The 25,074-nt window shown below is 62.3% G+C and carries 22 protein-coding genes and 2 pseudogenes; 18 read left to right on the forward strand and 6 right to left on the reverse strand.

Annotated features, from left to right (window positions below; translation table 11 throughout):
- The 4 genes and pseudogenes from A0U87_RS21925 to A0U87_RS21935 all read left to right on the forward strand — a co-directional run.
- A pseudogene (locus A0U87_RS21925) lies at positions 1-117 on the forward strand (IS630 family transposase); the annotation flags it as partial.
- Positions 118-229: 112 nt separating this feature from the next.
- On the forward strand, positions 230-457 hold the full coding sequence (locus tag A0U87_RS26875; RefSeq protein WP_276207875.1) for a TonB-dependent receptor plug domain-containing protein: 228 nt from the start codon (positions 230-232) through the stop codon (positions 455-457).
- A 30-nt stretch (positions 458-487) separates the two neighbouring features.
- Positions 488-2,221 carry a TonB-dependent receptor gene (locus A0U87_RS21930; protein WP_155282121.1) on the forward strand — a complete coding sequence of 578 codons (1,734 nt, stop codon included), beginning with the start codon at positions 488-490 and terminating at the stop codon, positions 2,219-2,221.
- Between the two features lie 59 nt (positions 2,222-2,280).
- Positions 2,281-4,707 (forward strand): TonB-dependent receptor, encoded by a 2,427-nt coding sequence (locus tag A0U87_RS21935; protein ID WP_080727120.1) that lies wholly within the window; start codon positions 2,281-2,283, stop codon positions 4,705-4,707.
- 103 nt (positions 4,708-4,810) lie between these two features.
- Here A0U87_RS21935 and A0U87_RS21940 read toward each other — a convergent pair.
- Positions 4,811-6,181: pseudogene (locus A0U87_RS21940) on the reverse strand (IS1380 family transposase).
- 345 nt (positions 6,182-6,526) lie between these two features.
- On the opposite strand from A0U87_RS21940, the gene A0U87_RS21945 reads away from it, so the two are divergent.
- The 9 genes from A0U87_RS21945 (at position 6,527) to A0U87_RS21985 (ending at position 15,958) form a co-directional block, all read left to right on the forward strand.
- Entirely contained in the window at positions 6,527-8,026 is a 1,500-nt protein-coding gene (locus A0U87_RS21945) for an NAD-dependent succinate-semialdehyde dehydrogenase (protein WP_037513043.1), read from the forward strand.
- Between the two features lie 124 nt (positions 8,027-8,150).
- A complete protein-coding gene (locus A0U87_RS21950) occupies positions 8,151-8,768 on the forward strand; it encodes a UbiX family flavin prenyltransferase (protein WP_025548158.1) in 618 nt (205 codons plus the stop codon).
- The gene (locus A0U87_RS21955) at positions 8,765-9,337 is read left to right on the forward strand and encodes a hypothetical protein (RefSeq protein WP_230588704.1); all 573 of its coding nucleotides are present in this window, start codon (positions 8,765-8,767) and stop codon (positions 9,335-9,337) included. The genes A0U87_RS21950 and A0U87_RS21955 overlap by 4 nt, the downstream gene beginning before the upstream one ends.
- Positions 9,334-10,893, forward strand: coding sequence for an FAD-binding oxidoreductase (locus tag A0U87_RS21960; RefSeq protein ID WP_037513045.1), 1,560 nt, complete (start codon positions 9,334-9,336; stop codon positions 10,891-10,893). Before A0U87_RS21955 ends, A0U87_RS21960 begins: the two co-directional genes overlap by 4 nt.
- Before the next feature lie 34 nt (positions 10,894-10,927).
- A complete protein-coding gene (locus A0U87_RS21965; protein ID WP_037513046.1) occupies positions 10,928-12,373 on the forward strand; it encodes an aldehyde dehydrogenase family protein in 1,446 nt (481 codons plus the stop codon).
- A 23-nt stretch (positions 12,374-12,396) separates the two neighbouring features.
- Complete coding sequence (locus A0U87_RS21970) at positions 12,397-13,854, forward strand: non-oxidative hydroxyarylic acid decarboxylases subunit C (RefSeq protein WP_230588707.1); 1,458 nt, start codon at positions 12,397-12,399, stop codon at positions 13,852-13,854.
- A complete protein-coding gene (locus A0U87_RS21975) occupies positions 13,851-14,075 on the forward strand; it encodes a non-oxidative hydroxyarylic acid decarboxylases subunit D (protein ID WP_037513049.1) in 225 nt (74 codons plus the stop codon). Before A0U87_RS21970 ends, A0U87_RS21975 begins: the two co-directional genes overlap by 4 nt.
- Before the next feature lie 18 nt (positions 14,076-14,093).
- The gene (locus tag A0U87_RS21980; RefSeq protein ID WP_037513051.1) at positions 14,094-15,560 is read left to right on the forward strand and encodes an FAD-binding oxidoreductase; all 1,467 of its coding nucleotides are present in this window, start codon (positions 14,094-14,096) and stop codon (positions 15,558-15,560) included.
- Between the two features lie 32 nt (positions 15,561-15,592).
- The gene (locus A0U87_RS21985; RefSeq protein WP_013832790.1) at positions 15,593-15,958 is read left to right on the forward strand and encodes a cytochrome c; all 366 of its coding nucleotides are present in this window, start codon (positions 15,593-15,595) and stop codon (positions 15,956-15,958) included.
- Here the strand turns inward: A0U87_RS21985 and A0U87_RS21990 are convergent.
- Together A0U87_RS21990 and A0U87_RS21995 are read right to left on the reverse strand one after the other, a co-directional pair.
- Complete coding sequence (locus A0U87_RS21990) at positions 15,900-16,454, reverse strand: TIGR02444 family protein (RefSeq protein ID WP_013832789.1); 555 nt, start codon at positions 16,452-16,454, stop codon at positions 15,900-15,902. The two genes, A0U87_RS21985 and A0U87_RS21990, sit on opposite strands and share 59 nt — an antisense overlap.
- Before the next feature lie 120 nt (positions 16,455-16,574).
- Positions 16,575-17,435: an alpha/beta hydrolase gene (locus A0U87_RS21995; protein ID WP_037513057.1), complete on the reverse strand. Its 861-nt coding sequence runs from the start codon at positions 17,433-17,435 to the stop codon at positions 16,575-16,577.
- Between the two features lie 148 nt (positions 17,436-17,583).
- Here A0U87_RS21995 and hpaH point away from each other — a divergent pair, with 148 nt between their 5' ends.
- From hpaH to A0U87_RS22015, 5 genes are all read left to right on the forward strand, one after another.
- Positions 17,584-18,432 (forward strand): 2-oxo-hept-4-ene-1,7-dioate hydratase, encoded by an 849-nt coding sequence (gene hpaH, locus A0U87_RS22000; RefSeq protein WP_037513059.1) that lies wholly within the window; start codon positions 17,584-17,586, stop codon positions 18,430-18,432.
- A gap of 61 nt (positions 18,433-18,493) precedes the next feature.
- Positions 18,494-19,234, forward strand: a complete 741-nt coding sequence (locus tag A0U87_RS22005) for an aldolase/citrate lyase family protein (RefSeq protein ID WP_230588710.1) — start codon at positions 18,494-18,496, stop codon at positions 19,232-19,234.
- 248 nt (positions 19,235-19,482) lie between these two features.
- A complete protein-coding gene (locus A0U87_RS27065; protein WP_052076710.1) occupies positions 19,483-19,707 on the forward strand; it encodes a transposase in 225 nt (74 codons plus the stop codon).
- Positions 19,707-20,726: a transposase gene (locus A0U87_RS27070; protein WP_206366622.1), complete on the forward strand. Its 1,020-nt coding sequence runs from the start codon at positions 19,707-19,709 to the stop codon at positions 20,724-20,726. Before A0U87_RS27065 ends, A0U87_RS27070 begins: the two co-directional genes overlap by 1 nt.
- 127 nt (positions 20,727-20,853) lie before the next feature.
- The gene (locus tag A0U87_RS22015) at positions 20,854-21,636 is read left to right on the forward strand and encodes a CoA transferase (RefSeq protein WP_037513063.1); all 783 of its coding nucleotides are present in this window, start codon (positions 20,854-20,856) and stop codon (positions 21,634-21,636) included.
- Between the two features lie 9 nt (positions 21,637-21,645).
- Here the strand turns inward: A0U87_RS22015 and A0U87_RS22020 are convergent, their stop codons facing one another.
- From A0U87_RS22020 to A0U87_RS22030, 3 genes are all read right to left on the reverse strand, one after another.
- Positions 21,646-22,881, reverse strand: coding sequence for an MFS transporter (locus A0U87_RS22020; protein WP_230588712.1), 1,236 nt, complete (start codon positions 22,879-22,881; stop codon positions 21,646-21,648).
- A gap of 115 nt (positions 22,882-22,996) precedes the next feature.
- A complete protein-coding gene (locus A0U87_RS22025) occupies positions 22,997-23,809 on the reverse strand; it encodes an IclR family transcriptional regulator (protein WP_037513068.1) in 813 nt (270 codons plus the stop codon).
- A gap of 97 nt (positions 23,810-23,906) precedes the next feature.
- A complete protein-coding gene (locus A0U87_RS22030; RefSeq protein WP_086494367.1) occupies positions 23,907-24,986 on the reverse strand; it encodes an IS630 family transposase in 1,080 nt (359 codons plus the stop codon).
- Between the last annotated feature and the right edge of the window lie 88 nt (positions 24,987-25,074).

Raw genomic sequence — 25,074 nt, forward strand, 5'->3', positions numbered from 1 at the left:
AACCGCTTCCTCGCCGAGCACAACCAGCAGCCCAAGCCCTTCACCTGGGCCGCCGATCCCGACAAAATCATCGCCGCCGTCAAGCGCGGGCACCAAGCGTTAGATTCCATCCACTAGTGTCGCGCTCGCTCAGGATACAACAGCCGAGCAGCCCAAAGATGAGCAGGCGTCGACCGGTATCGAAGATATCGTTGTCACTGCGACCCGCCGCGAAGCAAGATTGCAGCAGGTGCCCGTGGCCGTCACAGCGCTGGGCGGAGATGCCCTGCAATCGGCCGACGTCTCAACAGTAAGGACGCTGACCCAGCTGGTGCCTGGCTTTGTAGGCAGCCGCAACATGGGTGTCTTCCAGCCCGTGGTTCGCGGTGTCGGCTCAACCGGCATCTCGATTGGCGACGAACCCAATATCGCCACCTACATCGACGGTGTCTATCAGCCCGAATCTGCCGCAAACTGAATCGATCTGGTCGAGGTCGAGCCGGTTGAGGTGCTGCGCGGTCCGCAAGGCACCACTTTTGGTCGCAATGCGACGGGCGGGCTGATCAATGTGATCACGCCGGACCCCAGCTTCGATTTCCGGGGCAAGGCTTCCTTGCGGGTCGGTCGGATGCGGCGCGAAGCGGGCGACTATGACGCGCGGCTCTATGTGACCGGCCCGATCAGCGAAAAGGCCGCGATCGATCTATCTGGCCTCTTCCGCAAGAACGATGGCTATATTGACGATCTGGTGCGTGGTGGAACGCTTGGCGATCAGCGGGTCATCGACCTGCGCAGCAAGGTTCTGTTCAAGCCTGCGGACAATTTCAAGGTTGTCCTGACCGGCGAATTCTTCGATCAGCAGAGCACCACCAATTCGCCCCAGCCGGTCGACGGCAACACTGCTGGACGGCGGTTTCCTGGCGTCATCCTGCCAACGGGCCCCTGGCAAGCGTCGTTGGCCGAGGCGCCCGTGCTGAACCTTCGGCGGTGGACCTTCGCCCTGCACACCAAACTCGAACTGGTCGCAGTCAACCTGGAAACCACCAGCGGTTTCCTGAACTTGCGCTGGACCCAGATTACGGATTCGGATGCCTCGAATCTGCGACTAGGGAATTTTCCAGCGATCTTCCGCTCCGAATCCGGCAGTCAGGAAATCAAGCTCAGCTCGTCGAACCCCGGGCCGTTCCAATGGCTCGTAGGCGGCTATTTCTACCAGTTCGGTGGCAGTTCCTTCCTCCAGCCCTGGACGGCCGCGAATCCTACTCTCCCCCTAGCCGGGCCGACGCTTGAGCCGGATCTCGGCGGTCGGTCCTTCGCGGGCTTTGCGGACGCGACCTATGAGGCCACGCCCGGCCTGTTCGTGAATCTCGGTGGCCGTTACACCACGGAAAAACGCGAGTTCTCGCAAACGGTGAATGGCACCCTAGTCGTCAACGACGTCGATCGGACGTTCAATAAGTTCAACTACAAAGTCGGCCTTCGTTACGAAATTAGCAACACCACGAACGTCTACGCAAGTTGGAGCACCGCCTTCAAGAGTGGTGTCTACAATATGGCGAGCACCCGCAACGTGCCGGTCGAACCGGAGGAAATCAAGGCCGCCGAATTCGGTATCAAGTCGGATCCGCTCAATTGGCTGCGGGTCAACCTTGCGACTTATTACTACGATTACAAAAACCTTCAACTGCAGTCGAAGGATTCGCTTGGCGCGGGATACATTCTCCAGAATGCCGCCAATGCGGAAATCTATGGCGGCGAACTGGAATTGACCGTTGCACCCACCAGAGATTTGAAGTTGCGCGGGGCGCTAGCCTACACCCACGCGCGCTACAAGGATTTCACGGCCGCCCAAGGCTTTCTCCCGCGGGCTGACGGCGGAAATACCGTCGTAACGCTGGATGCTTCGGGCAACGTCATGACTCGTGCACCGAAATGGTCAGGCAACGTCGGCTTTGACTGTGGGCATGATCTGGGCGGCGGTCGGTTGAGCATCAACGGCAACCTCTCTTTCAGTTCGCGCCTCTACTACGACTTCGCCAACATTTTCTCGCAAGGTGCCTATACCTTGTCGAACATGTCGATTGGCTGGACGCCCGAGAGCGAGAAATGGAAAGTTTCTCTGTGGGCCACCAACCTGACCAACGAAAAAGTGTTCCAGACGATGCGCCCCGGCGCGCTATCGACCGATGGTTTCTACGAGCAGCCGCGCAAGATCGGTGGGACGGTTGAAGTCAGGTTTTAAAACGAGGTGGGAAAATGGATCGGAACCGCGATCCAAATCAAACTCAAGGGAGAATATGCATGTCTATGATGTACAACACGGGCAGCGGCAAGCAATGGCTGCTTACTGGCAGCAGCCTTGTGCTTGCTTGCCTTGCCTTTGCTCCGACCAACGCTTTCGCGCAGGACGCCAAACAAGCCAGTGCCGCAGCGCAGGAGAACGAGGATACCGGCGGTCTTGACACTATCGTCGTCACCGCGCGCAAGCGCGAGGAGAATGCCCAGGAAACGCCGATCGCGGTTACCGCGATGAGCGGTGCAATGATCGAAGACCGACAAATTGCCAACGTCGCGCAGGTTGCGTCCTTCGCGCCCAATGTGAACATTCAACCCGTCGGCAACATCTCTGGCTCCAGCGCCTCGCTCACCGCTTTTATCCGCGGCGTTGGCCAAACGGATTTCAACATCACCGTCGATCCCGGTGTCGGCATCTATGTTGATGGCGTCTATGTTGCCCGTTCGGTCGGGGGCCTGCTCGACATGGCGGACATTTCGAACGTCCAGATCCTGCGCGGTCCGCAGGGCACCCTGTTCGGCAAAAACACGATTGGCGGCGCGATCATTGTTAATACCAACGAACCCGGGAATGACTTCGAACTCAAGCTCGAAGCCGCAACCGGACGCTTCAACCGTGCCGATATCAAGGGCATCGTCAATATCCCGATCAGCGATACGCTGGCGATGCGCGCCGTGGCGTCCTACGAAACCCGCGACGGCTACCAGCGCCGCCTGTTCGACGGCGGACGACAGGGCAACAAGGACAGCTTCTCTGGACGCGTCGCCTTCAAGTGGGAACCGACCGACAACTTCAAGGCAATTCTCGCCGCCGACGTCAACATTCGTCGCGAAGAACAGGCAGCTATCTATCTTATCGAAAACCGGGACTCACCCGATCTTCTGCAAATCGTGAATCTGCCTGACGGCCGTCAAGTTGCCTTCCCTAGCTCAAACTTCGGTTACAACAAGCTGGGCGGTGGCGCTGGACAATGTGGCGCCCCGGGTGAACTGGCGCCGGTGAGCAATCCGAACTGCGTTTCTTCCCGATGGGTAACGGGCGATATCGATACGACTTGGGCCGGAGGTCCGAACCGTTCCGACTTCGACCTTTGGGGTACTAATCTGACGCTCGAGTATGATTTCGGCGGCGTGACACTCAAGTCGATCAGTGCGTACCGCGACCAGAAGTCGGTCATCGAATACGACTTCGACGTGACTCCGCACGAAGTGCTGCAGCTGACCAACAACATCGACCTGTGGCAAGCTTCGCAGGAATTGCAGCTCAACGGTAACCTGTTCGACGACAGGCTCAAGTTCGCTCTGGGCGCCTATTACTTGAAGGAAAAGGGCCAGGACATCGAACCGCTGCGGTTCGGTTTCGCGAACTTTTTAAGCGGCGGCAAAATCAACAACGACAGCTATGCAGCTTACATGCAGTTCACCTACAAGGTCACCGACAAGCTTTCGATCACTCCAGGTATCCGCTACACCAACGAAACCAAGCGTTTCGACCCTTCGGCCCAGGTAATCTATCGCGATTTCACCGCGGGTCTTCTCCCACCCTATCCTGATGGCGTGTTCATTCAGTACAGCCGCTGCCTGGTCGGCCAGCCAGCGCCGCAGCTGCTGCCGAACGGGTTCCCTGACCCGGCATGTGTTCCGTCGGCGACCAATCCTGGCGGCAACCACAATCTGCCCGCGGTCGAGGTGTCCGCCAAGGCCAAGGAATGGACCCCGGCGGTCTCGGTGAACTATCAGTTCACCGACGACATCATGGGCTATGCGTCCTATTCCAAGGGCTTCAAGAATGGCGGCTTCAGCCAGCGTATATTCCCGGGCGAACTCGTCACCCCTGCTTTCACCCCGGAATTCGTCGAATCCTACGAAGTCGGCCTCAAGACCGAATTGTTCGACCGGCGCCTGCGCATGAACATCGCGCTGTTCCAATCCGACTACAGCGACATCCAAATCGTCGTGAACGAGGGTATCGCGCCCAAGGTTCGCAACGGGGGTGTGGGCCGGATCAAGGGCTTCGAGATCGAAGGCCAGGCCGCCCCGACCGACTGGCTAAGGATCGACTATGGTGTCGGTTACCTCGATGCCTATTATCGTTCGGTGGATCCAAGTGCTTTCCCGGTAAACGTGAACTCCAAGTTTGCGTTCGTGCCCGAATGGACAGCGACGATCGCCGCGAATGCGACCGTTTACGAGAGCGACAAGGGCAAGTTCGTTCTTCGCGGCGACTGGTACCATCAGAGCGTCACCTTCAAGGATGCCATCAACAGCCCGCAGCTGTATCAACCCGCCTATAGCGTGTTCGGCGCCAGCGCTTCGTTCACCGACGCCAGCGACCACTTCACGGTAACGGCAGGTGTCACGAACCTAACCCGCACTATTCATGATGACGCCGCTCCGGGTTCGTCTGGCCTCGATCTGTCGGTGGCCCAGTGATCAGGGCGAGCGGCTTCGCCGGCGTTTTTCACCGCGGCAGGAGCAATGGGCTTTTCGAGGTTGATGGACTGGGCTCGGGGGTTCGGCGGCACCGCCGCGCTGGCTATGTGGGTGCTGGCCGGAGGCTGATGGCGATGGCTCTGAACACGCTGGCATCGGGGCAGGCTGACGCGAAGGCGACGCGGATGCGCGTGGCGGTTTCGATAACGCGGGCAGCGACCTTGAGCAGCCGCAGGCGCAGCGTTGCGAACTCGGCGGCGGCGAGTGCGGTGGCTTTTGGGATTTCCTGCTGGATACGCCACAGGAGCCAGTAGGCGACGGTGTGCAGGATGAGGCGCATTTGATTGGCGTTGGCAGAGCGGCACGAGGTGCGATCGCTGGCGAGTTGGGTCTTGTGCCGCTTGATCAGGTTCTCGGCGTTGCCGCGAGCGCAGTAGAGCGTGTCGTAGATGTGCTCGGCCGAGCCGTCGGCCAGCGAGGTGACGACATAGCGGATGTCCATGCCCATTGTGCTGGCCTCGATTCGGGCGACGACGCGGCGCTGGCAGTTCCAGCTCTTCGCGCCGTAGCGGGTCTCGGCATAGCTGCGCAGGACCGGGTATTGGCGCTGAGCCCGCTTGACCGCGCAGGCATCGGCGACAGCGACGATGACCGGATCGCCACGCAGCGCGGCGTTGGTCGGCAGGCCGAACACGTAATCGACGCTGGCCGCCTCGCAGAAGGCCATGACCTCGGGCCGGCCATAGTGCCCGTCGCCGCGGATGGCGATGTGCGTTTCCGGCCAGTTTCGGCGGATGTGACGCACCAGGCGCCGGATGTGGCCGGCAGCTTCGGCACCCGACGGTGTCTTGCCGGTGCGCAGCAGCATCGCCACCGGCCGGCCGGTGGCCGTGTCTTAGACATGGATCGGCAGGAAGCAACGCTCGCCATGATGACCATTCCAGAATGAGAGTTGCTGATAACCGTGCACGACATCGCAGGTATCATCGATATCCAGCGTCACCGCCGCCGGCGGGGCGGGATAGCTGGCGCAGTAGATGTCGATCATCGCGGCCATCATCCTGGCTAATTCGCGCGAGGTCGGTGCGTTCTCCCACCGGCTCATCGTCGGCTGACTGGCCAGCCCCACGCCCGATCCCGGCAGCTTGCCCAGGGCCAGGCGGAAGCCCGGATCGTCGCGCAGGGCGTCGAGGTCATCGGCGTCCTCATAGCCGCAGGCGATCGCGAACACGCGGGCACGCAGGATGTCGTCGAGGCGATGAACCACCCGCGCAGGATCGCGCCAGTCGGCAATGCAAGCCGCAAGCCGATGGCAGATCCCCATCGTGCGCTCGGCCTGCGCCAGCAGCAGGACACCGCCGTCCGATGTCAGCCGGCCACCGTCGAAAGCGGCTGTGACTTTCTTGCGCCCGACCGCTGGGAATCGGAATGTGCTTGCGATATCGTCATTCATGGCGGGTGTGGCCTGTGGCATTTTCTGCCCTGCGGCAGGTTCGGCTTCGACACCCAGTTCCTAATTCAGATCAGAGGCTTATGCCACTCCCGCCAACCCGCCAGACCCGGTCCGGTGAATAGGACGGGCTAACCGACAAGCGCTACATCCAGGGCGGCTATGTGGATTTGGACGTTGGCGGCGTCGCCGAGGCAACCTATTCGCGGCCGCGCGAATGGTTCCTCAAGGTCGCCTACAAGTACTGACGGCTCTGCCTGGGGTGACCGAAAGGTCACCCCATCGATTGGGGGGGATCCGCTCCGGCGGTTCCGCCCCGTTTCGTTTGCATCCCTTGAACTTCCCAACCGACTGCCAAGGTTTCGCTCCATGCCTGTTTCCCAGCCATCCTTGTCCCGGCCCGAATTCGCTGCAGGCCTGCCGATCGTCGATGGCGAGGCCATAGCCACTACCGAGCGGGCGATTGCCGTGATCAATCCTGCGACGGGGATGGCGCTGACGGAAATCCCCCTCCTGGGTGCGGTCGAGGCGAACCGCGCCGTCGAAAGCAACGCCAGAGCCTTCGGGGAATGGCGGGCCCATTCGGCCGCCGAACGCGCCGCCATTCTGCACGCTTGGTTCGCGCTTGTTCGCGAAAACCGCAACGATCTGGCAATGCTGCTCACGGCCGAACAGGGCAAGCCGCTCGCCGAAGCGCTGGGCGAGATCGACTATGCGGCCAGTTTCATCCAATGGTTCGCGGAAGAAGCCCGGCGCATCAATGGCGAGATCATCCCCGCCCAACGCGATCGCCGGGTCCTGGTTCTCAAGCAGCCGGTGGGCCTGGTCGGCGCGATTACGCCATGGAATTTTCCCGCAGCGATGATCACGCGCAAGGTCGCGCCCGCCCTGGCCGCAGGATGCACCGTTACACTCAAACCCGCCGAACTGACCCCGCTCACGGCCTTCGCGCTGGCCCGGCTGGCACTCGAGGCCGGTGTTCCGGCGGGCACTTTCAACGTCATCGCAGGCGATGCGCCGGCGATCGGATCGGTCCTGACCAGCCATCCCGGCGTTGCCAAATTCACCTTCACCGGCTCCACCACGGTTGGCAAGCTGCTGACCGCGCAGTGCGCGACGACGCTCAAGCGGGTGTCGATGGAGCTGGGCGGCAACGCTCCGCTGATCGTGTTCGACGATGCCGATATCGACGTCGCCGTGGCGGGCACGATCGCTTCAAAGTTCCGAAACACCGGCCAGACCTGCGTCTGCGCCAACCGCATCCTGGTGCAGAACGGCATCCATGACCGGTTCGCCGAAGCGCTGGCCGCCAGAGTCGCGGCTTTCCGCGTCGGCAACGGCCTGGAAGGCGAGACCGATCAGGGCCCGCTGATCACCGCCGCGGCATTGCAGAAGGTGCGCGAACATGTCGGCGATGCCGTCGGGCGCGGTGCCCGGATCGTCACGGGAGGCGAAGGCCATGAAGCCGGCGAGCTGTTCCACCAGCCCACGGTCCTGACCGGCGCCAACCCGGACATGCGGCTGGCGCTGGAAGAGACCTTCGGACCGGTCGCTCCCCTCTTCCGTTTCGAAACCGAGGCCGAAGCCCTGACCCTGGCCAACAGCACCCGCTCGGGCCTGGCCGCCTACGCATTCACCCGCGACATGGACCGGTTCTGGCGCCTTGCCGAAGGTCTCGAGGTCGGCATGGTCGGCGTCAACAACGGCATCATTTCTTCGGAAACCATGCCGTTTGGCGGGGTCAAGGAATCGGGACTGGGGCGCGAGGGATCGCGTCACGGGATCGACGAATTCCTGGAACTCAAGGCCATAAGTCTCGGCTTGCCGCCGCAGCCTGCGATTGAAGCGGAGAAGCCCCGAAGGACATAGCTTCAAGGTGCTCTTACATGTTGCTTATAGTACAATTTGTTGCATAATGGTTGAGGGAGAAGGATTCGGCCATGAACGTTGCGACGGGAGTACGCAGGGAACGCGCGGGCGGCGCAGTCCGCCCATGAAGCGCGTGGTCGTTGCCATAACCGGAGCGACGGGCTCGGTTTACGGGCAGCGCCTGCTCGAAATGCTCCGCGAACAAGGTGGCTGGGAAACTCACCTCGTCATGTCGCAAGCCGCCTTGCTCAACATCCGCGAAGAAATTCCGGACGGCCGTCGCCTGATCGAAGGTGCGGCCGATGTGGTGCACAGCGTCCGCAATGTCGGCGCCAGCATCGCCAGCGGTTCGTTCCTGTGCGACGGCATGGTGATAGCGCCCTGCTCGATGCGCACTCTGGCAGCGGTGGCCCACGGTCTGTCCGACAATCTGATCACGCGCGCCGCCGATGTGATGCTGAAGGAGCGGCGCAAGCTGGTGCTGATGACCCGCGAGACGCCGCTCAACCTGGCTCACCTGCGCAACATGGTCGCCTGCACCGAAATGGGCGCGGTCATTTTTCCACCGGTCCCGGCATTCTACGCCCGTCCTGCAGGCCTTCAGGACATCGTCGATCACAGCTGCACACGGGTGCTGGATCACTTCGACATACATCGCAACGCAGCGGGCCGCTGGCAGGGACTTTCCACCGAGAGTGCGGTCGCCGAACCGGCGCCGCTGAAGATCGAAAGGCAGGCATGATGGCTTGGGATATCAAGCGACGCGAGCTCCTGGGAGCCGGAGCGCTGGGCGCAGCCGTGGCCGGGCTTGGCGTATTGCCCGGAGCGGCGGCGGCCCGCGCACGCAGGGTGACGGTGATCGAGGAAAGCGCGTCGCCGGAAAGCCGGATGTTCGCGGCGACGCTTGCCGAAAGCGGCGTGGTTGGCCGGACCATCCGGCTTGACCGGTCGCTCAATGTTCTTCTGCACGAACTGGACGATGCCGATGGCCTGATCGTTGGCCTGACTTCGGATCCCGCAGCCATGATCGCCGGACAGGTCCTGGTTGAGCGCGGCGCCCGCCCGGCGTTGCTGTGGCGGCACCATTACACGGGCGGACGCTGGCAGCATCGGACCGAGGGCGCGGCGCAACTGCTCCAAGGCGCCGCGGCGGCATGGCCGGTGGCCGTCGCGCACCTGGTTCGCGACGCGCTCGGTGCCCCAACCGAAGCTCGCTTGAACACCTGTCAGTCGGGTTCGTGCGATATCGCGGCCGGCAGCCCCGGACTGCTGGCCTCCTGGGTTTATGAAATCGGGGGAGACCTGTCTTGAGCCGCATTGTTCCCCAGGGTGTCGACGCATCCACTTTCAACAAGGCGCTCGACGAGCTTGCCGCGGTTGTCGGCAAGCAATGGGTATTCCTCGACGAGCTTCCGCTTTCGGCTTACCGGGACGCCTATTCTCCGCTGGCCGATGGCGAAATGCTGCCGTCCGCCGCTGTTGCGCCCGACGGTGTCGAGCAAATCCAGAAGATCCTGGCAGTCGTCAACGCCTACAAGATCCCTGTCTGGACCATCGGGACCGGCCGCAATTTTGCCTATGGTGGCCCGGCTCCGCGCAAATCCGGTTATGTCATGCTCGACTTGCGGCGGATGAACCGCGTGATCGAGGTCAACGAGAAATACGGCTACGCGCTGGTCGAGCCCGGCGTATCCTACATGCAGTTGTACCGCCATCTGCGCCAGATCCGCAGCAAGCTGTGGATCGATCCTGCCGCACCAGCCTGGGGCGGCGTGATGGGCAATGCGCTGGAGCATGGCGCCGGCTATACCCCCTATGGCGACCATTTTGTCATGCAGTGCGGCATGGAAGTGGTGCTGGCCGATGGTGAAGTCGTTCGAACAGGACAGGGCGCGCTTGCCGGATCGAAGCATTGGCAGGTCACCAAGCACGTGGCCGGCCCGCATTTCGACGGCATGTTCACCCAATCCAATTTCGGCGTGGTGACCAAGATGGGCATTTGGCTGATGCCGGAACCGCCGGGCTACAAGCCCTTCATGATCACCTACCAGAAGGAGGAGGATCTCGAGGCGATCTTCGAGGTCACCCGGGCGCTCAAGGTCAACCAGATCATCCCGAATGCGGCGGTTGCGGTCGATCTGCTGTGGGAGGCCTCGGCCAAGACCACGCGGCGCCACTATTACGATGGCAAGGGCCCGCTGCCGCCGTCGATCCGTGCCAAGATCGCCGCGGACCACGATCTGGGAATGTGGAACTATTACGGCGCGCTGTACGGCCCGCCGCCGGTGATCGAGAACAACTGGAAGGTGGTGGAGGATGCCTTGATGAGCATTCCCGGCGCCAAGGTCCATTTCGATCGCAAGAACGATCCGGCCTGGGACTATCGCGTACGGCTGATGCGCGGCGAGCCGAACATGACCGAATTCAGCATCATGAACTGGATCGGCGGCGGCGGGCACATCAACTTTTCGCCGATCTCGGCGCCCAGTGGTTCCGAAGCACTTGCCCAATACAAGCTGATCAAGCAGCGCTGCAACGATCACGGCTTCGACTACATCGGCGAATTCCTGGTCGGCTGGCGCGACATGCATCACATCCTGATGATCATGTACGACCGCGCCGACGAGACGATGCGCAAGAGCGCCTACGACCTGTTCGGCCTGCTGGTCGACGAGGCTGCGGAGGCGGGGTTCGGCGAATACCGCACGCACCTCGCCTTCATGGATCAGATCGCCAGGACCTACAAACACAACGACGGCGCACTCTGGGATCTCCACCACCGCCTCAAGGATGTTCTCGATCCCAACGGCATTCTCTCTCCTGGCAAGCAGGGCATCTGGCCCAAGGCGATGCGCACAACCGCGTGACCGCGCCGGAATCTGATTGAAGGATACTAGCAAGATGAAGAACCTCGATCACTGGATTGGCGGCGTGGCGGTAGCGCCTGGAAGCGGCACCTATTTCGACGACCTCAATCCGGTCAACGACAGCGTTTACGCCAGGGTTGCGGCGGGCACGGCCGCCGACGTCGATCGTGCTGTGGAGACCGCCGACAGGGCATTTCGCCAGCACCGCGATCTGCCCGCCGCGGTGCGCGAAGGCTGGATGGTCAAGGCCGCTGAAATCATGGAGCGCGACGCCGCGCTGTTCAGCGAGGTATTGATCGACGAAATCGGTTCGCCCGCCGCCAAGGCCGGGTTCGAGACGCGGTTCGCGGTGAGCTTCCTGCGCGCTGCGGCCGGAGTGCCGCGGCGGGTCCGCGGCGAGACAATTCCCTCCGACACGCCGGGCCGCTTCAGCATGAGCCTGCGCCAGCCGGTGGGGGTAGTCGCCGGGATTACCCCGTTCAACGTGCCGCTGATCAAGGGCATCAAGCAATCTGCGATGGCGCTGGCGACCGGCAACGCCTTCGTTCTGCTGCCGTCCGAAGCCGCCCCCAAGGTCGCCGATCTGCTCGCCGCCCTGTGGCGCGACGCCGGCGTGCCCGATGGGCTGTTCAACATCGTCTACGGCAACGGCGCGGAAATCGGCGATGCCCTGACCGGTCATCCCAAGGTTGCCTCGATAACCTTCACCGGGTCGTCGCGAGTCGGCAAGCACATCGCCGGGATCGCCGGCCGGAACCTCAAGAAGTACACACTCGAACTCGGCGGCAAGAGCCCGTTGATCGTGTGCGCCGATGCCGATCTCGAAAAGGCCGTCGGTGCCGCGCTGTTCAGCATCTTCATGTATCAGGGCCAGGTTTGCATGGGGGCATCGCGGATCTACGTTGAACGTCCGATCTTCGACGCCTTTGCCAAGGCCTTCGCCGCCGCGACGGCCAAGGCCAAGGGCGGCAACCTGCGCGAGCCCACCACCATGCTCGGACCGATCATTTCGGAACGCCAACGCGATCGAGTCCGCCGGCATATCGACGATGCCCGCACCAAGGGCGCGGTAATTCTTGCAGGGGCCGAATGGAATGGCAACCTTTGCTCGGCCACGGTGCTGAGCGGCGTGACGCCAGAGATGACGGTCTTTGCCGAAGAAACCTTCGGTCCGGTCACTTCGCTCTATCCATTCGACGCGCTCGAGGAAGCGATCGACCTGGCGAACGACACCGAATACGGCCTGAGCGCGTCGATCTTCACCCGCGATATCGACAAGGCCCTGCGCTTTGCCCAGCAAGCCGAGGCGGGGATGGTCCATATCAACGCTCCGACCCTCCACGACGAACCGCACGTCCCGTTTGGCGGCACCAAGGCTTCAGGGTTCGGGCGTGAAGGCACCGAGGCCGATCTGGAAATCATGACCGAGTGGAAATGGGTGACCGTCCAGACGGCCACCGCCGGCCAAGGCGGCCATTGAGCTGGTCTGACTGAAGGGAACTGATGATGCAGGATCTGGCCAAGCAATCGCGGTCCATCACCTCGCTGCGGGACTTCCTCGAACTGCTGGGCGATGCCGGACAGGCGATCACCTGGAGCGAGCGGGTGATGCCCGAGCCCGACGTGCGCAACATCGCGGTCGCCGCATCGCGCGACGCCAACGGCGCGCCAGCGATCGTGTTCGACAACATTGCCGGATACCCCGGAAAGCGCACCGCGGTCGGCGTGCACGGTTCGTGGGACAATATCGCGCTGTTGCTCGGCCGCCCCAAGGGAACGACAATCCGCGAACTGTTCTTCGAGATCGCCGGGCGCTGGGGCGATGCGGCGGCGCAGATCAGCACCGTTCCCGAAGCCCGGGCGCCGGTTCATGAATGCCGGATCGAAAGCGGGATCAACCTCTACGACGTGCTGCCGGTCTACCGCATCAACGAATACGATGGCGGCTTCTACCTCGGCAAGGCATCGGTGGCGTCGCGCGATCCGGAAGACCTAGACAATTTCGGCAAGCAGAACGTCGGCATCTACCGGCTGCAACTGCAAGGTCCCGACAGCTTCACCCTGATGACCATCCCGTCGCACGACATGGGCCGGCAGATCATGGCGGCCGAACGTACCGGCCTGCCGCTCAAGATCGCGGTCATGCTGGGCAACCATCCGGGCTTGGCGGTGTTCGCGGCGACACCGATCGGTTACGAAGAATCGGAATATTCCTATGCCTCGGCGATGATGGGCGCGCCGATCCGGCTGACCAAGTCGGGCAATGGCATCGACATCCTCGCCGACAGCGAGATCGTGATCGAAGCCGAAATGCAACTGGGCGAACGTGTCCTGGAAGGTCCGTTCGGCGAATTTCCCGGTTCCTACAGCGGGGTCCGCAAGGCGCCGATCTTCAAGGTGACGGCCATCTCGCACCGCAAGAACCCGATTTTCGAGAACATCTATATCGGCCGCGGCTGGACCGAACACGATACCCTGATCGGCCTGCATACCTCGGCCCCGATCTATGCGCAGCTGCGCCAGAATTTTCCGGAAGTCACCGCGGTCAACGCGCTGTACCAGCACGGGCTGACCGGGATCATTTCGGTCAAGAACCGGATGGCGGGCTTTGCCAAGACCGTCGCGCTGCGCGCGCTGAGCACTCCGCACGGCGTGATGTATCTCAAGAACCTGATCATGGTCGATGCCGATGTCGATCCTTTCGATCTCAACCAGGTGATGTGGGCGCTTTCCACCCGCACCCGCGCCGACGACATCATCGTCCTGCCCAACATGCCTGCGGTCCCGATCGATCCTTCGGCCGTCGTTCCCGGCAAGGGTCATCGCCTGATTATCGACGCGACCAGCTACCTGCCCCCCGACCCGGTCGGCGAAGCGCATCTGGTCACCCCTCCGACCGGGCCGGACATTGACGAGCTGAGCAAGAAGATCCGGGCCATGCAACTGGGAGCTTTGCAATGAGCAAGACGGTCTGTCCGCGCTGCGCGACCGGCGGCGCCCTCGCTGACTATCAAGGCAAGGAAGGCGGCAAGGTGGTGTGGACCATCCACCGTTGCCCGACTTGCTGCTTTTCGTGGCGCGACAGCGAACCGGACAGCGCCATCGGCATCGGGATTCGTTCGGCGCACTTCGCCGTCGATGCAGCCAATCTCGATCGTTACGTGAAGATTCTCCAGCAATAGACAGGCGGAACAGGACCCATGACAGACCAAGCTCGCCAGATGGCCGCGCTGACCGCGGTGGAAGCTGCGATCGGCGCCGCGGCAGTCGATCGCACCCCTCAGGGGCTGGCCCGCTTTGCAATCAGCGGCGCGGCACCGCTTGGCATCGTCTTGCCGGCGGATGAAACCCAGCTCGCCAAGGCGCTGGAGGCGGCGCGAACCGCCGGCGGTGTGCTGCAACCCGTGTGCAACGGCGCCCACGGCCTCGAAAAGGCAGGGCTGGACAAGGTCATCATCCTCGACCTCCAGCGCATGAACGCAATTCTCGAGGTGAACGAGGAGCTGGCCTATTGCCTGGTCGAACCGGGGGTGACCTTCCGCCAGCTCGATGCCCATATCAAGGAAAAGGGCATCAAGCTGTGGATCGACCATGGCGGCAACCCCGACGCCAGTGTGGCCGCAAGCTTCGTCCATCGTCAGCCCGGCTACACCCCCTACTCCGATCACTTCCTGATGCAGTGCGGGCTTGAGGTCATGCTCGCGGACGGAAAGCTTGTGCGGACGGGCATGGGCGCCATGCCCAAGAGCACCTGCTGGCAACTGTTCAAGTTCGGCTACGGCCCCTGGGTCGATGGCCTGTTCACGCAGTCGGATTTCGCGGTGCCGACCAAGGTCGGCATGTGGATGATGCCGCAACCGCCAGCCCACCAGACCTTCATGGTGACCGTGCCCAAGGAAGACCAGCTGGCCGATCTGCTCGACGTGCTCGGGCCGCTCAAGCTCAACATGGTCGTGGCCAATGGCGTCGCGGTCGGCAGCGCGCTGCACGAAGCCGCCCTGCTCGGCAAGAAGCGCGGCGACTATGATGGCAAGGGGCCTATGGCGGCCAGCGCGGTAACCGCTGCGGGCGAGGCGCTGGGCCTGGGCCACTGGAATCTCTACGGCGCGCTCTATGGCTTGCCAGGCAATGTCCCGATCCTGTGGGATATGGTCAAGGGGGCGTTTTCGTCGATCTCCGGTGCTCGGGTGATCGCCGACGGCAAGGGCATCGATCCCCGCCTGTGGGCGTGGCGTATTGGCGCCATGACCGGCGTGGTGGCCGATGCGCCAGCATTCGTTCCGGCATGGAGCGGCGATCAGGCGGTTGCCGCCAACCCGGTGAGCCCCGTAGATGGTGAGGAGGCCATGCGGCTCTACGAACTGTCGCGCGACATCTGCGCCAAGCACGAATTCGACTATCTTGGCGAAACCGTGGCGATGTGGCGTTCGGCCAATCATCGCCAGATCCTACCTTTTGCCACCACGCAGATCGAAAGTGCCGCCCGGGCCCGCGAATGTGCCGCTGTGCTGATCGCGGCACAGGCCGAAGCCGGTTTCGGGCAGGCGATCGCCGAACCCGGAATGCGCGCAGCGGTCGACAAGACGTTCGAAACCAGGGGACTCTCACTCCTGCATGAACGGATCAAGAAGGCGCTCGACCCCGCGGGCCTGTTCGCATCCGCCTGAGCCGCCCCGCGATTATCGGAGTTGGAGACAAAATGAACAAGCTGGCTATCCTCTCACTCGTTGCCATGCTCGGTGCCTGCAAAACGTCACCGAATTCAGTTAAACCCGATGGTGCTGAGAATTATGCGTTGAACTGCGCAGGATGCCATAATCCTGGTCCCGGCCATCCCGCCACGATGTTGCTCGACCAACTGGGCCGGCCGGTCCCGGCATTGATCGGCCGCAAGGACCTTGAACTCGACTACCTGAAGGCAGTGGTGCGTCAGGGCCTGATCGAGATGCCGCCATTCCGTCCGACCGAATTGAGCGACGAAGAGATCGCCGAAATCTACGCCTATCTCAAGGATGCGGAGCCGCCCGCGCAGACCCCGGCAATACCGGCCAAGGGAGCGCCTTGACGATCAGCTGCGCTAGCGGCGCGGTGGCAGAATCGGGCGCTTCGATGGACTGCCGGTATCGCTCCAGGCTCGCCCTTGCCGCTGCTTGGGGCGTTGGCGTTTCGCCGCCCCGTTGCAAGCCTGCCGCCAAAGTTTCCACCATCTCCGCCTGGACAAGACGTTCGGCCTCTAGTTCGACCTGCTTGAGAGCCCCGTAAATCTTGTGTCGCGGAGTTTCGGCAACGGGATCAGAGGGCTTGGCCCAGCGCCTCGCCCGGCGCAGCGGATGCACCAGGTTGTCGTTGAGCTGCGCGACGGCTTCGCGCAGCTCACAAATCCGTTCGGCATCAAGCGCCTTCCGCTGCATCTCCGCCACCCACAAGCCCAGCAGCAGCAGGTTGACATCGAAACCGTATTCGTCCTGTAGGGCAATGCACAGTTCCGCCACCTGCGGCTTAGCATAGACCTCGAGCGAAAACGCCCAGAAGGCTTCGGCATCGGTTGCTGATTCATTCATGCGCGGCACCTTCAAACGGAAAGGGTGGCCAGACAAGACGCCCGACCACCCCTTCACTTCCTTGGTTGCCCAGCCCTGCTCTGCAAAGCAAGCGCCCGGCGCTTATGCTGCCGGCTGCGCTCAGAACGAACGCGCGCCGAAGTGAATCTCCAGCATCGGCCGCATCACGTCCCAGCGTTCGAGCTGCGACCAGTGGCCGGAGCGATCGAGCACGTAGAGCTCGGCATGCTTGAGGTGTTCGATCAGGTAGAGGCTGGTATCGAGCGGAACGATGCGATCCTGCCGGCCGTGGAAGATCAGCACCTTGTGCGGCAGCTTGCACAGGATCGACGGCGGCATGTTGAGCGTATCAACACCCTGCTTCATCGAATCGATCATCTTGACCGCGGTCTTCATAATCTCGGGATCGGTGGCGATCTTGTAGCGGTTCTTGACGATTTCTTCCATGCCTTCGAACTTGTCGGGGTCATAGGCGAAACTGTGCATCAGCTGGCGATAGCGCGAGGGCCGCGGATCGGAATAGAACGACAGCAGCCGCACCAGTTCGGGCGTCTTCGGGCCCGGCGCACCGATCGAGCCCATCAGCACCACCCGGTCGATCCGGTCAGGCTCCTCGCTCATCATCTGCAGGGTCAGCGCACCGCCCATCGAATTGCCAACGACATGGGCTTTATCGATGCCCAGCGTGTCCAGCAGCCCGAAGCACTGGTCCACCCGTGTACCGATCCAGGCCATGACATTGTCGGGCCAGGGTTCGGGGATGACCGACTGTCCGAAGCCGATCAGGTCCGGTGCGATCACGAAGAAGTTTTCCGCCAGGTCGGGCATCAGGTGCAGCCAGTTCGATCCGGCATGGGCTCCCGGTCCTGCCCCGTGCAGCAGCAGCACCGCCGGCTTGCTCGGATCGCCGGCCAGAAGGGTATGCGAAGTCAGGCCTCGCCCCGTAATCCTTTCTTCCCGCACGCTTGTGTCGATGGTCATCCTCTATCTCCGCAGGTTTGCTCTTGTGCCTATTCGCCGCCGCCTTTGCGATCAAGGCAGGGGTCGTTGGGAGGCGCAGGATGTGGTAGACGACCATTCGTTATTGTGCAATGCATTTGGCATAATGCTTGAGGATCAGGGAGAGGATATGACAAGCCCGAATCGCGGCGCTCGATCCGGTCAATCGCAACCAACGCTTGATCCTGCTCTAGTCGCGGAGCTCGCGCGGGAACTCGATGCCGCCGAGCAGAACCGCAAGCCAATCCGCCAGTTCACCGCCCGCTATCCGGACATGACGATTGCCGATGGCTATCGGATCAGTAAGCAATGGGTCGATCTCAAGCTCGCGCGCGGGCGGACGGTCCATGGCCACAAGATCGGCCTCACCTCGCGCGCCATGCAGCAGGTCGCAGGCATCACCGAGCCGGATTATGGCACCTTGCTCGACGACATGGTGTTCGAACAGGGCGGCGACATCCCTTGCGACCGTTTCATCACCCCCAAGGTCGAGGTCGAACTGGCCTTTGTCCTGGCCCGCCGGATCGAAGGCCCGAATGTCACCGTGTTCGACGTCCTGCGGGCAACCGAATATGTCATCCCTTCGGTTGAAATCATCGACAGCCGAACGACAGTGGTGGATGCCGAAACCGGCGCCCGCCGCAAGGTGCAGGACACGATCAGCGACAATGCGGCCAACGCCGGCATCATCGTCGGCGGCCTGCCGATGCGGCCCGACAAGGTCGACATGCGCTGGATTGGCGCGATGCTGAGCCGCAACGCGGTGGTCGAGGAAACCGGGATCGCGGCGGGCGTGCTCAACAACCCCGCCAATGGCATTGCCTGGCTGGCCAACCGGCTGGCGCCTTGGGGGCAGGCGCTGGAACCCGGCGAAGTCGTCCTGGGCGGCTCGTTCACCCGTCCGGTCGAAGCGCGGCCGGGCGACGTTTTCAACGCCGATTTCGGGCCGATGGGCGCGATCGGTTTCCGGTTCGTTTGAGGCAGCCGCGCAGATGAAAACTCCTGCGAACCGCTTCAAGCAAGGCCTGGGCGAAGGCCCGGTGCAGCTCGGCTTCTGGCTCGCGCTGGCAAGCCCGAACATCGCCGAAATCTGCACCGGGCTTGGCTACGACTGGGTGCTGGTGGATGCCGAGCACGGCGCCCAGACCTTGCCGGGCATCGCCGATCAGCTCCGCGCGGTGGACGCCAATCCGCCCTGCTCGGCGGTCGTGCGCGTTCCGAGCGACGATCCGATCGCGATCCGCCAAATTCTCGATCTCGGCGCCCAGACGATCATGGTGCCGATGGTCGAAACCGCAGAACAGGCTGCGGCGATGGTCAAGGCTGCGCGCTATCCACCGCAAGGCGAGCGCGGTATCGGCGGTGCCCGGGCCGCGCGCTGGGGGCGCTACCCGGCCTATGTCGCCGATGCCAACCGGCGGCTGTGCATCATCGTCCAGATCGAGACCGCGCTGGCGCTGGAAAACATCGAGGCGATCGCCTCCGTCGACGGCATCGATGCGCTGTTCGTCGGCCCGGTCGATCTGGCCGCGTCGCTGGGTCTGCTGGGCGAAAGCAATTTCGCCGCGCTGTACGAAGTGACCGCGGGCGCTCTGGCCCGAATCCGGGCAACCGGCAAACCTTGCGGCATCCTGTCGCGCGACCAGCGCCTGGTGCAGCAATTCCTCGATGGCGGAGCGCGCTTCATCGCGGTCGGGATCGATGCCTTCGCGCTGGCTAAGGCGGCCGGCGACATGGCCAAGGAATGGGCGGCCCGGATCGCCGGGCAAGCAGAGGACTGAAACGATGCCGACGATCGGATGGCAGACGCCTCCCCCCTGTATCTCGTTGAGGCCCGTCAAGCTGTAAGCTGCGGACGGGCCAGCCTGCCGGGAGCTACCATTCGCCCCCCTGCGCCTTGAGCACCTGGGGGGGACCTGTGCCTCGGTTGGTGGCCGCGATGACGTCCCGTAGGGAGTAAGCGTCGTGAACGCCAATACAGGGAAAGACGAAGATCGCGGCTGGCCCCGACTGGAAGGGAGTAACAGTTATGGATCAGGAAAGACGATGGTTTGTGGGCGTCGACTGGGCCTCGCAGGCGCACCAGGTTCGATTGACGGATGCCGATGGCTCCAAGCTCGGCGAACGCAGCTTTGAGCATGGCGGTGCGGGTTTGACGGAACTCGCGACCTGGATACTGGCGGCGACCGATGGGTTCCCGATCATATTCATGTCGCGATCGAGGTGCCGCACGGTCCGGTCGTCGAAAGCCTGATGGAACGCGGATTCCATGTCTATGCCATCAATCCCAAACAGCTGGATCGCTTTCGCGATCGCTTTTCTCCAGCGGGCGCAAAGGACGACAGCCGGGACGCGATGGTGCTGGCGGATGCCTTGCGAACGGACGCGCATTGCTTTCGGCCGCTGCTCACGCTCGATCCCCTGCTCGTCGAATTGAGAGAATGGTCGCGTATCCTGGACGAGTTGCACCTTGACCGTACGCGCCTGGGTCATCGCGTGCGTGAGTTGCTTTGGCGCTATTATCCTCAATTGCTCGAAGTGTCGCAGGACATCGCGGCGCCCTGGTTCCTCGCTTTATGGCGGCTGGTGCCGACGCCGGCCAAGGTTGCCCGTGTCCATGAAGCGACCATCGCCAGACTCCTTAAGCGATACCGCAGCCGGCGTTTGCATGGCCGACAGGTGCTCGAAATGTTGCGCACCATCCCGGTCCCCGTAGCGGCCGGTACTGTTGCAGCCGCAACGGGCCAACTTGAAACCGTCGCTGCCCGACTGGATCTGGTCAATTACCAGATCGCATCCGCAGAGCTTCAACTCGACAGGCTGACAGTAGCCCTTTCAGTCCCGGTGGAACCCTCTGGACCACAGCTCGGGGAGCAGCGTGACGTGGCGATCCTGCGAACCTTGCCGGGCGTCGGAAGAATCGTTCTCGCCACGCTGCTCGCAGAGGCTTCCGATGCTCTGCGGCGACGAGATTATCATGCTTTGCGATGCCTGTCTGGCGTCGCGCCTATTACCAAGCGATCCGGGAAGAAGCGTGAGGTCCTGATGCGGCAGGCGGTCCAGGGACGACTGCGCAACGCTGTCGATCACTGGGCTCGTGTCGCCGTTCAACACGACCCCAGGAGCCGAGAAAAATATGCTGCGCTTCGTGCCCGTGGACACGGTCATGCACGCGCATTGCGATCTGTCGCCGATTGGTTGATCGCTGTCGCTTGCAAGATGCTGGTCTCTCAAACCGCCTTCGATCCGTCCCTCGCCCGAAGAGCTGATTGACCGCCTCATCTCTCCAGAAGCGAGCCGTTGCGCGGTGGTCCGCGCAGCGTAGCCTACGGCTGCGCGAAGCGGACCGCCGCGCAACTCAACACTTGTCAAATGGTGGGGAGTCCCCCCCGCCGGTGGCATGGCCAAGCCGCTGAGCGGGGTTCGCGTGCTGGAGCTGGCCCGGATCCTGGCCGGTCCATGGTGCGGACAGCTGCTGGCCGATCTTGGCGCCGAAGTGATCAAGATCGAACGCCCGGTCAGCGGCGATGATACCCGCCACCGGGGCCCGCCATTTGTCGTCTCGGACAGCGGCGAAAACCTCGGCCCAGCCTATTACCACTCCACCGCAATCAACCGGCAGCACGAAACCGGACTGAACGCCCATATCGACATGACCCTGCTCGATACTCAGGTAAGCGTCATGGCGAACCAGGCGCTGAACTGGATGACCTCGGGCACCGTGCCGCGCCGGGTCGGCAACGGCCACGCAAATCTGGTACCCTATCAGGCCTTACCGACCAGCGTCGGGGATCTGGTCATCGCAGTGGGCAACGATGGCCAGTTCGCCAGCCTCTGCCGGGTGCTCGGCGTCGGGCTTGATAGCGATGCCCGCTTTCCCACCAACCCAGGCCGGGTTCGCAACCGCGAGGTCTTGCTGGCCGCGCTCGAAGCGCTGACTGCAACCTGGACCCGGCAGGAGCTGGCCGACGCGCTCGAGGACGCCGGCGTTCCGGCGGGTCCGATCAACGAACTCGACGATGTCTTCGCCAACCCGCAGGTTATCGCGCGGGGCATGGCAATCACGCGCGACCAGCGAACCGGGGTCGCCAGTCCGATCGTGATCGACGGGGTGCGGATGGTCTCGGATATTGCGGCGCCCGGCATCCCCGAAACGGTTGAGGAGCCATTAACCTCGTCCTGAGGCAAGCGCCTATCGGCTCGACGGATTGAGGCGCTGGAACAGCTTACCCCGTTCGCTATAAAGCACAAGGGCCAAGGTCAGCGACCCGACCAAGACCAGCGCAATCGCGAGCGGCCGCGGTGTGCCATCGTAGACATAACCTATCAGGCCGCCCAACCCTGCCCCCAGAACCAGCCGGAAGAATGCCTGAACCGATGCGGCCGCGCCGGCAATATGCCCGAAAGGCTGCAAGGCAATTGCAGTGAAATTGACGAAGACGGTAATCAGCAGGCACATGTTGAGAGACATGAGGACGACAAACTGGACCAGGGTTTCGCCGGGAGCTGAGGCCAGGAGCAATTGTCCCACCGATGCCGCAAGGTGGCAGAAAATTGCGGCATGGCCGATCCGCCGGGTGCCAAAGCGCTCGACGATCGCCGAATTGACCAGGCTGGCCAGCGCCATGGTCGCCGCCATCGAGCCGAAGATCAGCGGATAGGCCGAGCCTGCCCCGAAATGCTCGCCGATCAGTTGCTGCGAACTGTTGATGAACCCGAAGTGCCCGCCGAAAATCAAGGACATGCCAATGACATAGCCGATCGACATCCGGTTCCCGAGCACCGTTGCAACATTGCCCAGCAAGTTGCCCGAGCGCTGCGACTGCCGGTTCTGCTTCGGGTTGGTTTCTTCCAATCTGAGCAGGAACCAGCCCGTGACCGCCAGCGCCAAAGCACCGATCACCAGGAAGATCGCCCGCCATCCCGCGAGCTCGAGAATCGCATAGCCCAGGCTGGGCGCGAAAGTCGGCACCGCCATGAACAGCATCGCCACCACCGCCTGCAGCTTGGCCATGCCGGCACCTTCGTAGCGATCGCGGATGATCGCCAGCGGCAGCACCGTCAGCCCGGACGATGCGAACCCCAATATCGCGCGCAGCGCCAGAAGCACATGGAAGTCGCGCACCAACGCCGAAACCGCATTGACGATGACGAACAACGCCATGTAGCCGAGCAGGACTGGTTTGCGCCCGTAGCGATCGGAGATTGTTCCAGGTATCAGCGAACTCAATCCCGAACTGATCAGGAAAACGCTGATGATCAGTTGGCGCTGGTTCGATTGGGCAACCTCAAAATCGGCAGCGATATGTCCGAGAGCCGGCAGCAGCGAGGTGAAGGCAAGCGACTGGAGCGCCTGTATCATCGCCATCATGGCAATGAATTCCCGGCGACCACTGCGGGGTCCAGCCGCAGGATTTTCGAGGTTCATCTAACCCTGCTCTCCTGAATCTACCACGGAGCGTCATCTATCCGCAACAAGCGAGCAAGAGTTCAAGGTGTGCCGCTCTCACTGTGCAGTGCATTGCAAAAGGTGGTACACAAGCTCAAGTTGAGCCGGGCCAACCGATCGCTTCGCTCGCCAGCCGCGCCGCCTCCATAATTCGTGCGATCTTTGCCTCGCTGAAATAGGTCTTGTCCTGTGAACGAGCAAGAACGCTCATCGTCGCGGCCAAGCTATTCTGCGAGTCGAAAACCGGCACTGACACCGCTGCAAGACCTGGCACTACCGAGCCGCATGTTCTCGCATATCCAAGTTTGCGCACAGATTGGATTTCCTTGGACAGATCGGCATCTTTAACGATTATCCCCTTGGCTCTTTCCATCTCGATGCGCTCTCTAGTCTGCGCAGGTGGGCAATGGGTTAGGAAAAGACTGCCGGTGGAGGAGCCTTGCAACGGCAAAGTGGATCCAACATGCATTGAAGTGAATAGTGGGATGCCACCGTCAATCCAGCGAATTACCGTCGGCCCATAGTCGCCCCAAACGCTGAGTAACCCGGTCGTTTGCAACTCATTCAGCAGTCCCTCAAGGTGTCTTGTGGCGATTCGCACTGGATCGAGCGTTGCAATCGCCCCTAGCCCCAAGCGTACCGCAAGGGTACCAAGTGAATACCGGCCGCTGGACGCATCCTGCTCTACCATTCCGGCATTGACGAAGGCAAGCAAATATCGGTGTGCTTGACTGCGGGACAGCCCAGAATGGTACGCAACATCGCGAAGAAAAGATCCACCAGGATCTGTTTTCAATAGAGAAAGTAGCACCCTTGCACCAATTTCTACGGATTGAATTGATTTCCTTCGGCTAACAACCTCCGGAATATCGACGCTGGACACTTTATATGCATCGGGTTTTGTCATACTCAATTTTTGACCTGTTCATCTGAAAATAGACAGTTTTCCCTAATGCCATGCTAGGGTGCGAGCCACGGTTTCGCAACCGCCTATTGGATAGCCCCTAGTGGATGGAATCTAACGCTTGGTGCCCGCGCTTGACGGCGGCGATGATTTTGTCGGGATCGGCGGCCCAGGTGAAGGGCTTGGGCTGCTGGTTGTGCTCGGCGAGGAAGCGGTTGATGGCGGCCTGGAGGTCGATGACGGAGTGGAAGACGCCGCGTTTCAGGCGCCGTTTCGACAGCTTGGCGAAGAAGCCCTCCACCGCGTTGAGCCATGAGCATGAGGTCGGGGTGAAGTGGAAGGTGAAGCGGCTGTGCCGGTCGAGCCAACGGCGCACCTTGGGGTGCTTATGGGGAGCATAGTTGTCGAGGATGACGTGCACGGCCTTGTTGGCGGGAACCTCGGCGTTGATGGCATTGAGAAAGCGGATGAACTCCTGATGGCGATGGCGCTGCATGTTCCTGCCGATGACGGTGCCGTCGAGCACGTTGAGGGCGGCAAACAGCGTGGTCGTGCCGTTGCGCTTGTAGTCATGCGTCATGGTGCCGAGTCTGCCCTTCTTCATCGGCAGGCCGGGCTGGGTGCGGTCGAGCGCCTGGATCTGGCTCTTCTCGTCGACCGACAGCACGATGGCGTGGGCCGGCGGATCGACATAGAGGCCGACGACGTCGCGCAGCTTGTCGACGAATTTCGGATCGTTGGAGAGCTTGAACTGCCGCCAGCGGTGGGGCGCGAGGCCATGTGCCTTCCAGATGCGCCGGACCGCGCTGGCGCTGATGCCGGCCGCCTTCGCCATCATGTCGGCCGTCCAGTGCGTCGTTTCGCCCGGCGGATCGGCAAGCGTCATTGCCACCACGTGCGCGGCGACATCGGGTCCGAGCGGCGGAATGCGCGACGGCCGCGTTTTGTCGCGCAGCAGCCCGTCGCAGCCTTCCGCGGCAAAGCGCTCCTGCCAGCGCCACACGCAGGTCTTCGACTTGCCGGTCCGGCGCATGATCTCGACGGTGCCGACGCCGTCGGCGGACAGAAGCACGATCTCGGCGCGCCAGACATGCTTCTGTGGGGCATTGCGGTCCCTAATCAGCGCCGTCAGACGGGCACGATCGGTCGGCGAAACGGTGAACGATATTCCTGTGCGCATGCGCCAGACTCGCATGCGAACGCAACAAAGGGAATCCCGAACCGGACTCTTATGTCAGGCGGAAACCACTAGCTAGATGCCGTAATGG

Origin of the sequence: Sphingobium sp. MP9-4, assembly GCF_005281675.1 — a bacterium.
Classification (GTDB): Bacteria; Pseudomonadota; Alphaproteobacteria; order Sphingomonadales; family Sphingomonadaceae; genus Sphingobium; species Sphingobium yanoikuyae.

Bases quoted from the DNA above. Each gene is read 5' to 3' on its own strand.
- A0U87_RS21935 (WP_080727120.1), top strand. From the start codon at position 2,281: ATGTCTATGATGTACAACACGGGCAGCGGCAAGCAATGGCTGCTTACT.
- A0U87_RS21945 (WP_037513043.1), top strand. From the start codon at position 6,527: ATGCCTGTTTCCCAGCCATCCTTGTCCCGGCCCGAATTCGCTGCAGGC.
- A0U87_RS21950 (WP_025548158.1), top strand. From the start codon at position 8,151: ATGAAGCGCGTGGTCGTTGCCATAACCGGAGCGACGGGCTCGGTTTAC.
- A0U87_RS21955 (WP_230588704.1), top strand. From the start codon at position 8,765: ATGATGGCTTGGGATATCAAGCGACGCGAGCTCCTGGGAGCCGGAGCG.
- A0U87_RS21965 (WP_037513046.1), top strand. From the start codon at position 10,928: ATGAAGAACCTCGATCACTGGATTGGCGGCGTGGCGGTAGCGCCTGGA.
- A0U87_RS21970 (WP_230588707.1), top strand. From the start codon at position 12,397: ATGATGCAGGATCTGGCCAAGCAATCGCGGTCCATCACCTCGCTGCGG.
- A0U87_RS21975 (WP_037513049.1), top strand. From the start codon at position 13,851: ATGAGCAAGACGGTCTGTCCGCGCTGCGCGACCGGCGGCGCCCTCGCT.
- A0U87_RS21980 (WP_037513051.1), top strand. From the start codon at position 14,094: ATGACAGACCAAGCTCGCCAGATGGCCGCGCTGACCGCGGTGGAAGCT.
- A0U87_RS21985 (WP_013832790.1), top strand. From the start codon at position 15,593: ATGAACAAGCTGGCTATCCTCTCACTCGTTGCCATGCTCGGTGCCTGC.
- A0U87_RS21990 (WP_013832789.1), bottom strand. From the start codon at position 16,454: ATGAATGAATCAGCAACCGATGCCGAAGCCTTCTGGGCGTTTTCGCTC.
- A0U87_RS21995 (WP_037513057.1), bottom strand. From the start codon at position 17,435: ATGACCATCGACACAAGCGTGCGGGAAGAAAGGATTACGGGGCGAGGC.
- hpaH (WP_037513059.1), top strand. From the start codon at position 17,584: ATGACAAGCCCGAATCGCGGCGCTCGATCCGGTCAATCGCAACCAACG.
- A0U87_RS27065 (WP_052076710.1), top strand. From the start codon at position 19,483: ATGGATCAGGAAAGACGATGGTTTGTGGGCGTCGACTGGGCCTCGCAG.
- A0U87_RS27070 (WP_206366622.1), top strand. From the start codon at position 19,707: ATGGAACGCGGATTCCATGTCTATGCCATCAATCCCAAACAGCTGGAT.
- A0U87_RS22015 (WP_037513063.1), top strand. From the start codon at position 20,854: ATGGCCAAGCCGCTGAGCGGGGTTCGCGTGCTGGAGCTGGCCCGGATC.
- A0U87_RS22020 (WP_230588712.1), bottom strand. From the start codon at position 22,881: ATGAACCTCGAAAATCCTGCGGCTGGACCCCGCAGTGGTCGCCGGGAA.
- A0U87_RS22025 (WP_037513068.1), bottom strand. From the start codon at position 23,809: ATGACAAAACCCGATGCATATAAAGTGTCCAGCGTCGATATTCCGGAG.
- A0U87_RS22030 (WP_086494367.1), bottom strand. From the start codon at position 24,986: ATGCGCACAGGAATATCGTTCACCGTTTCGCCGACCGATCGTGCCCGT.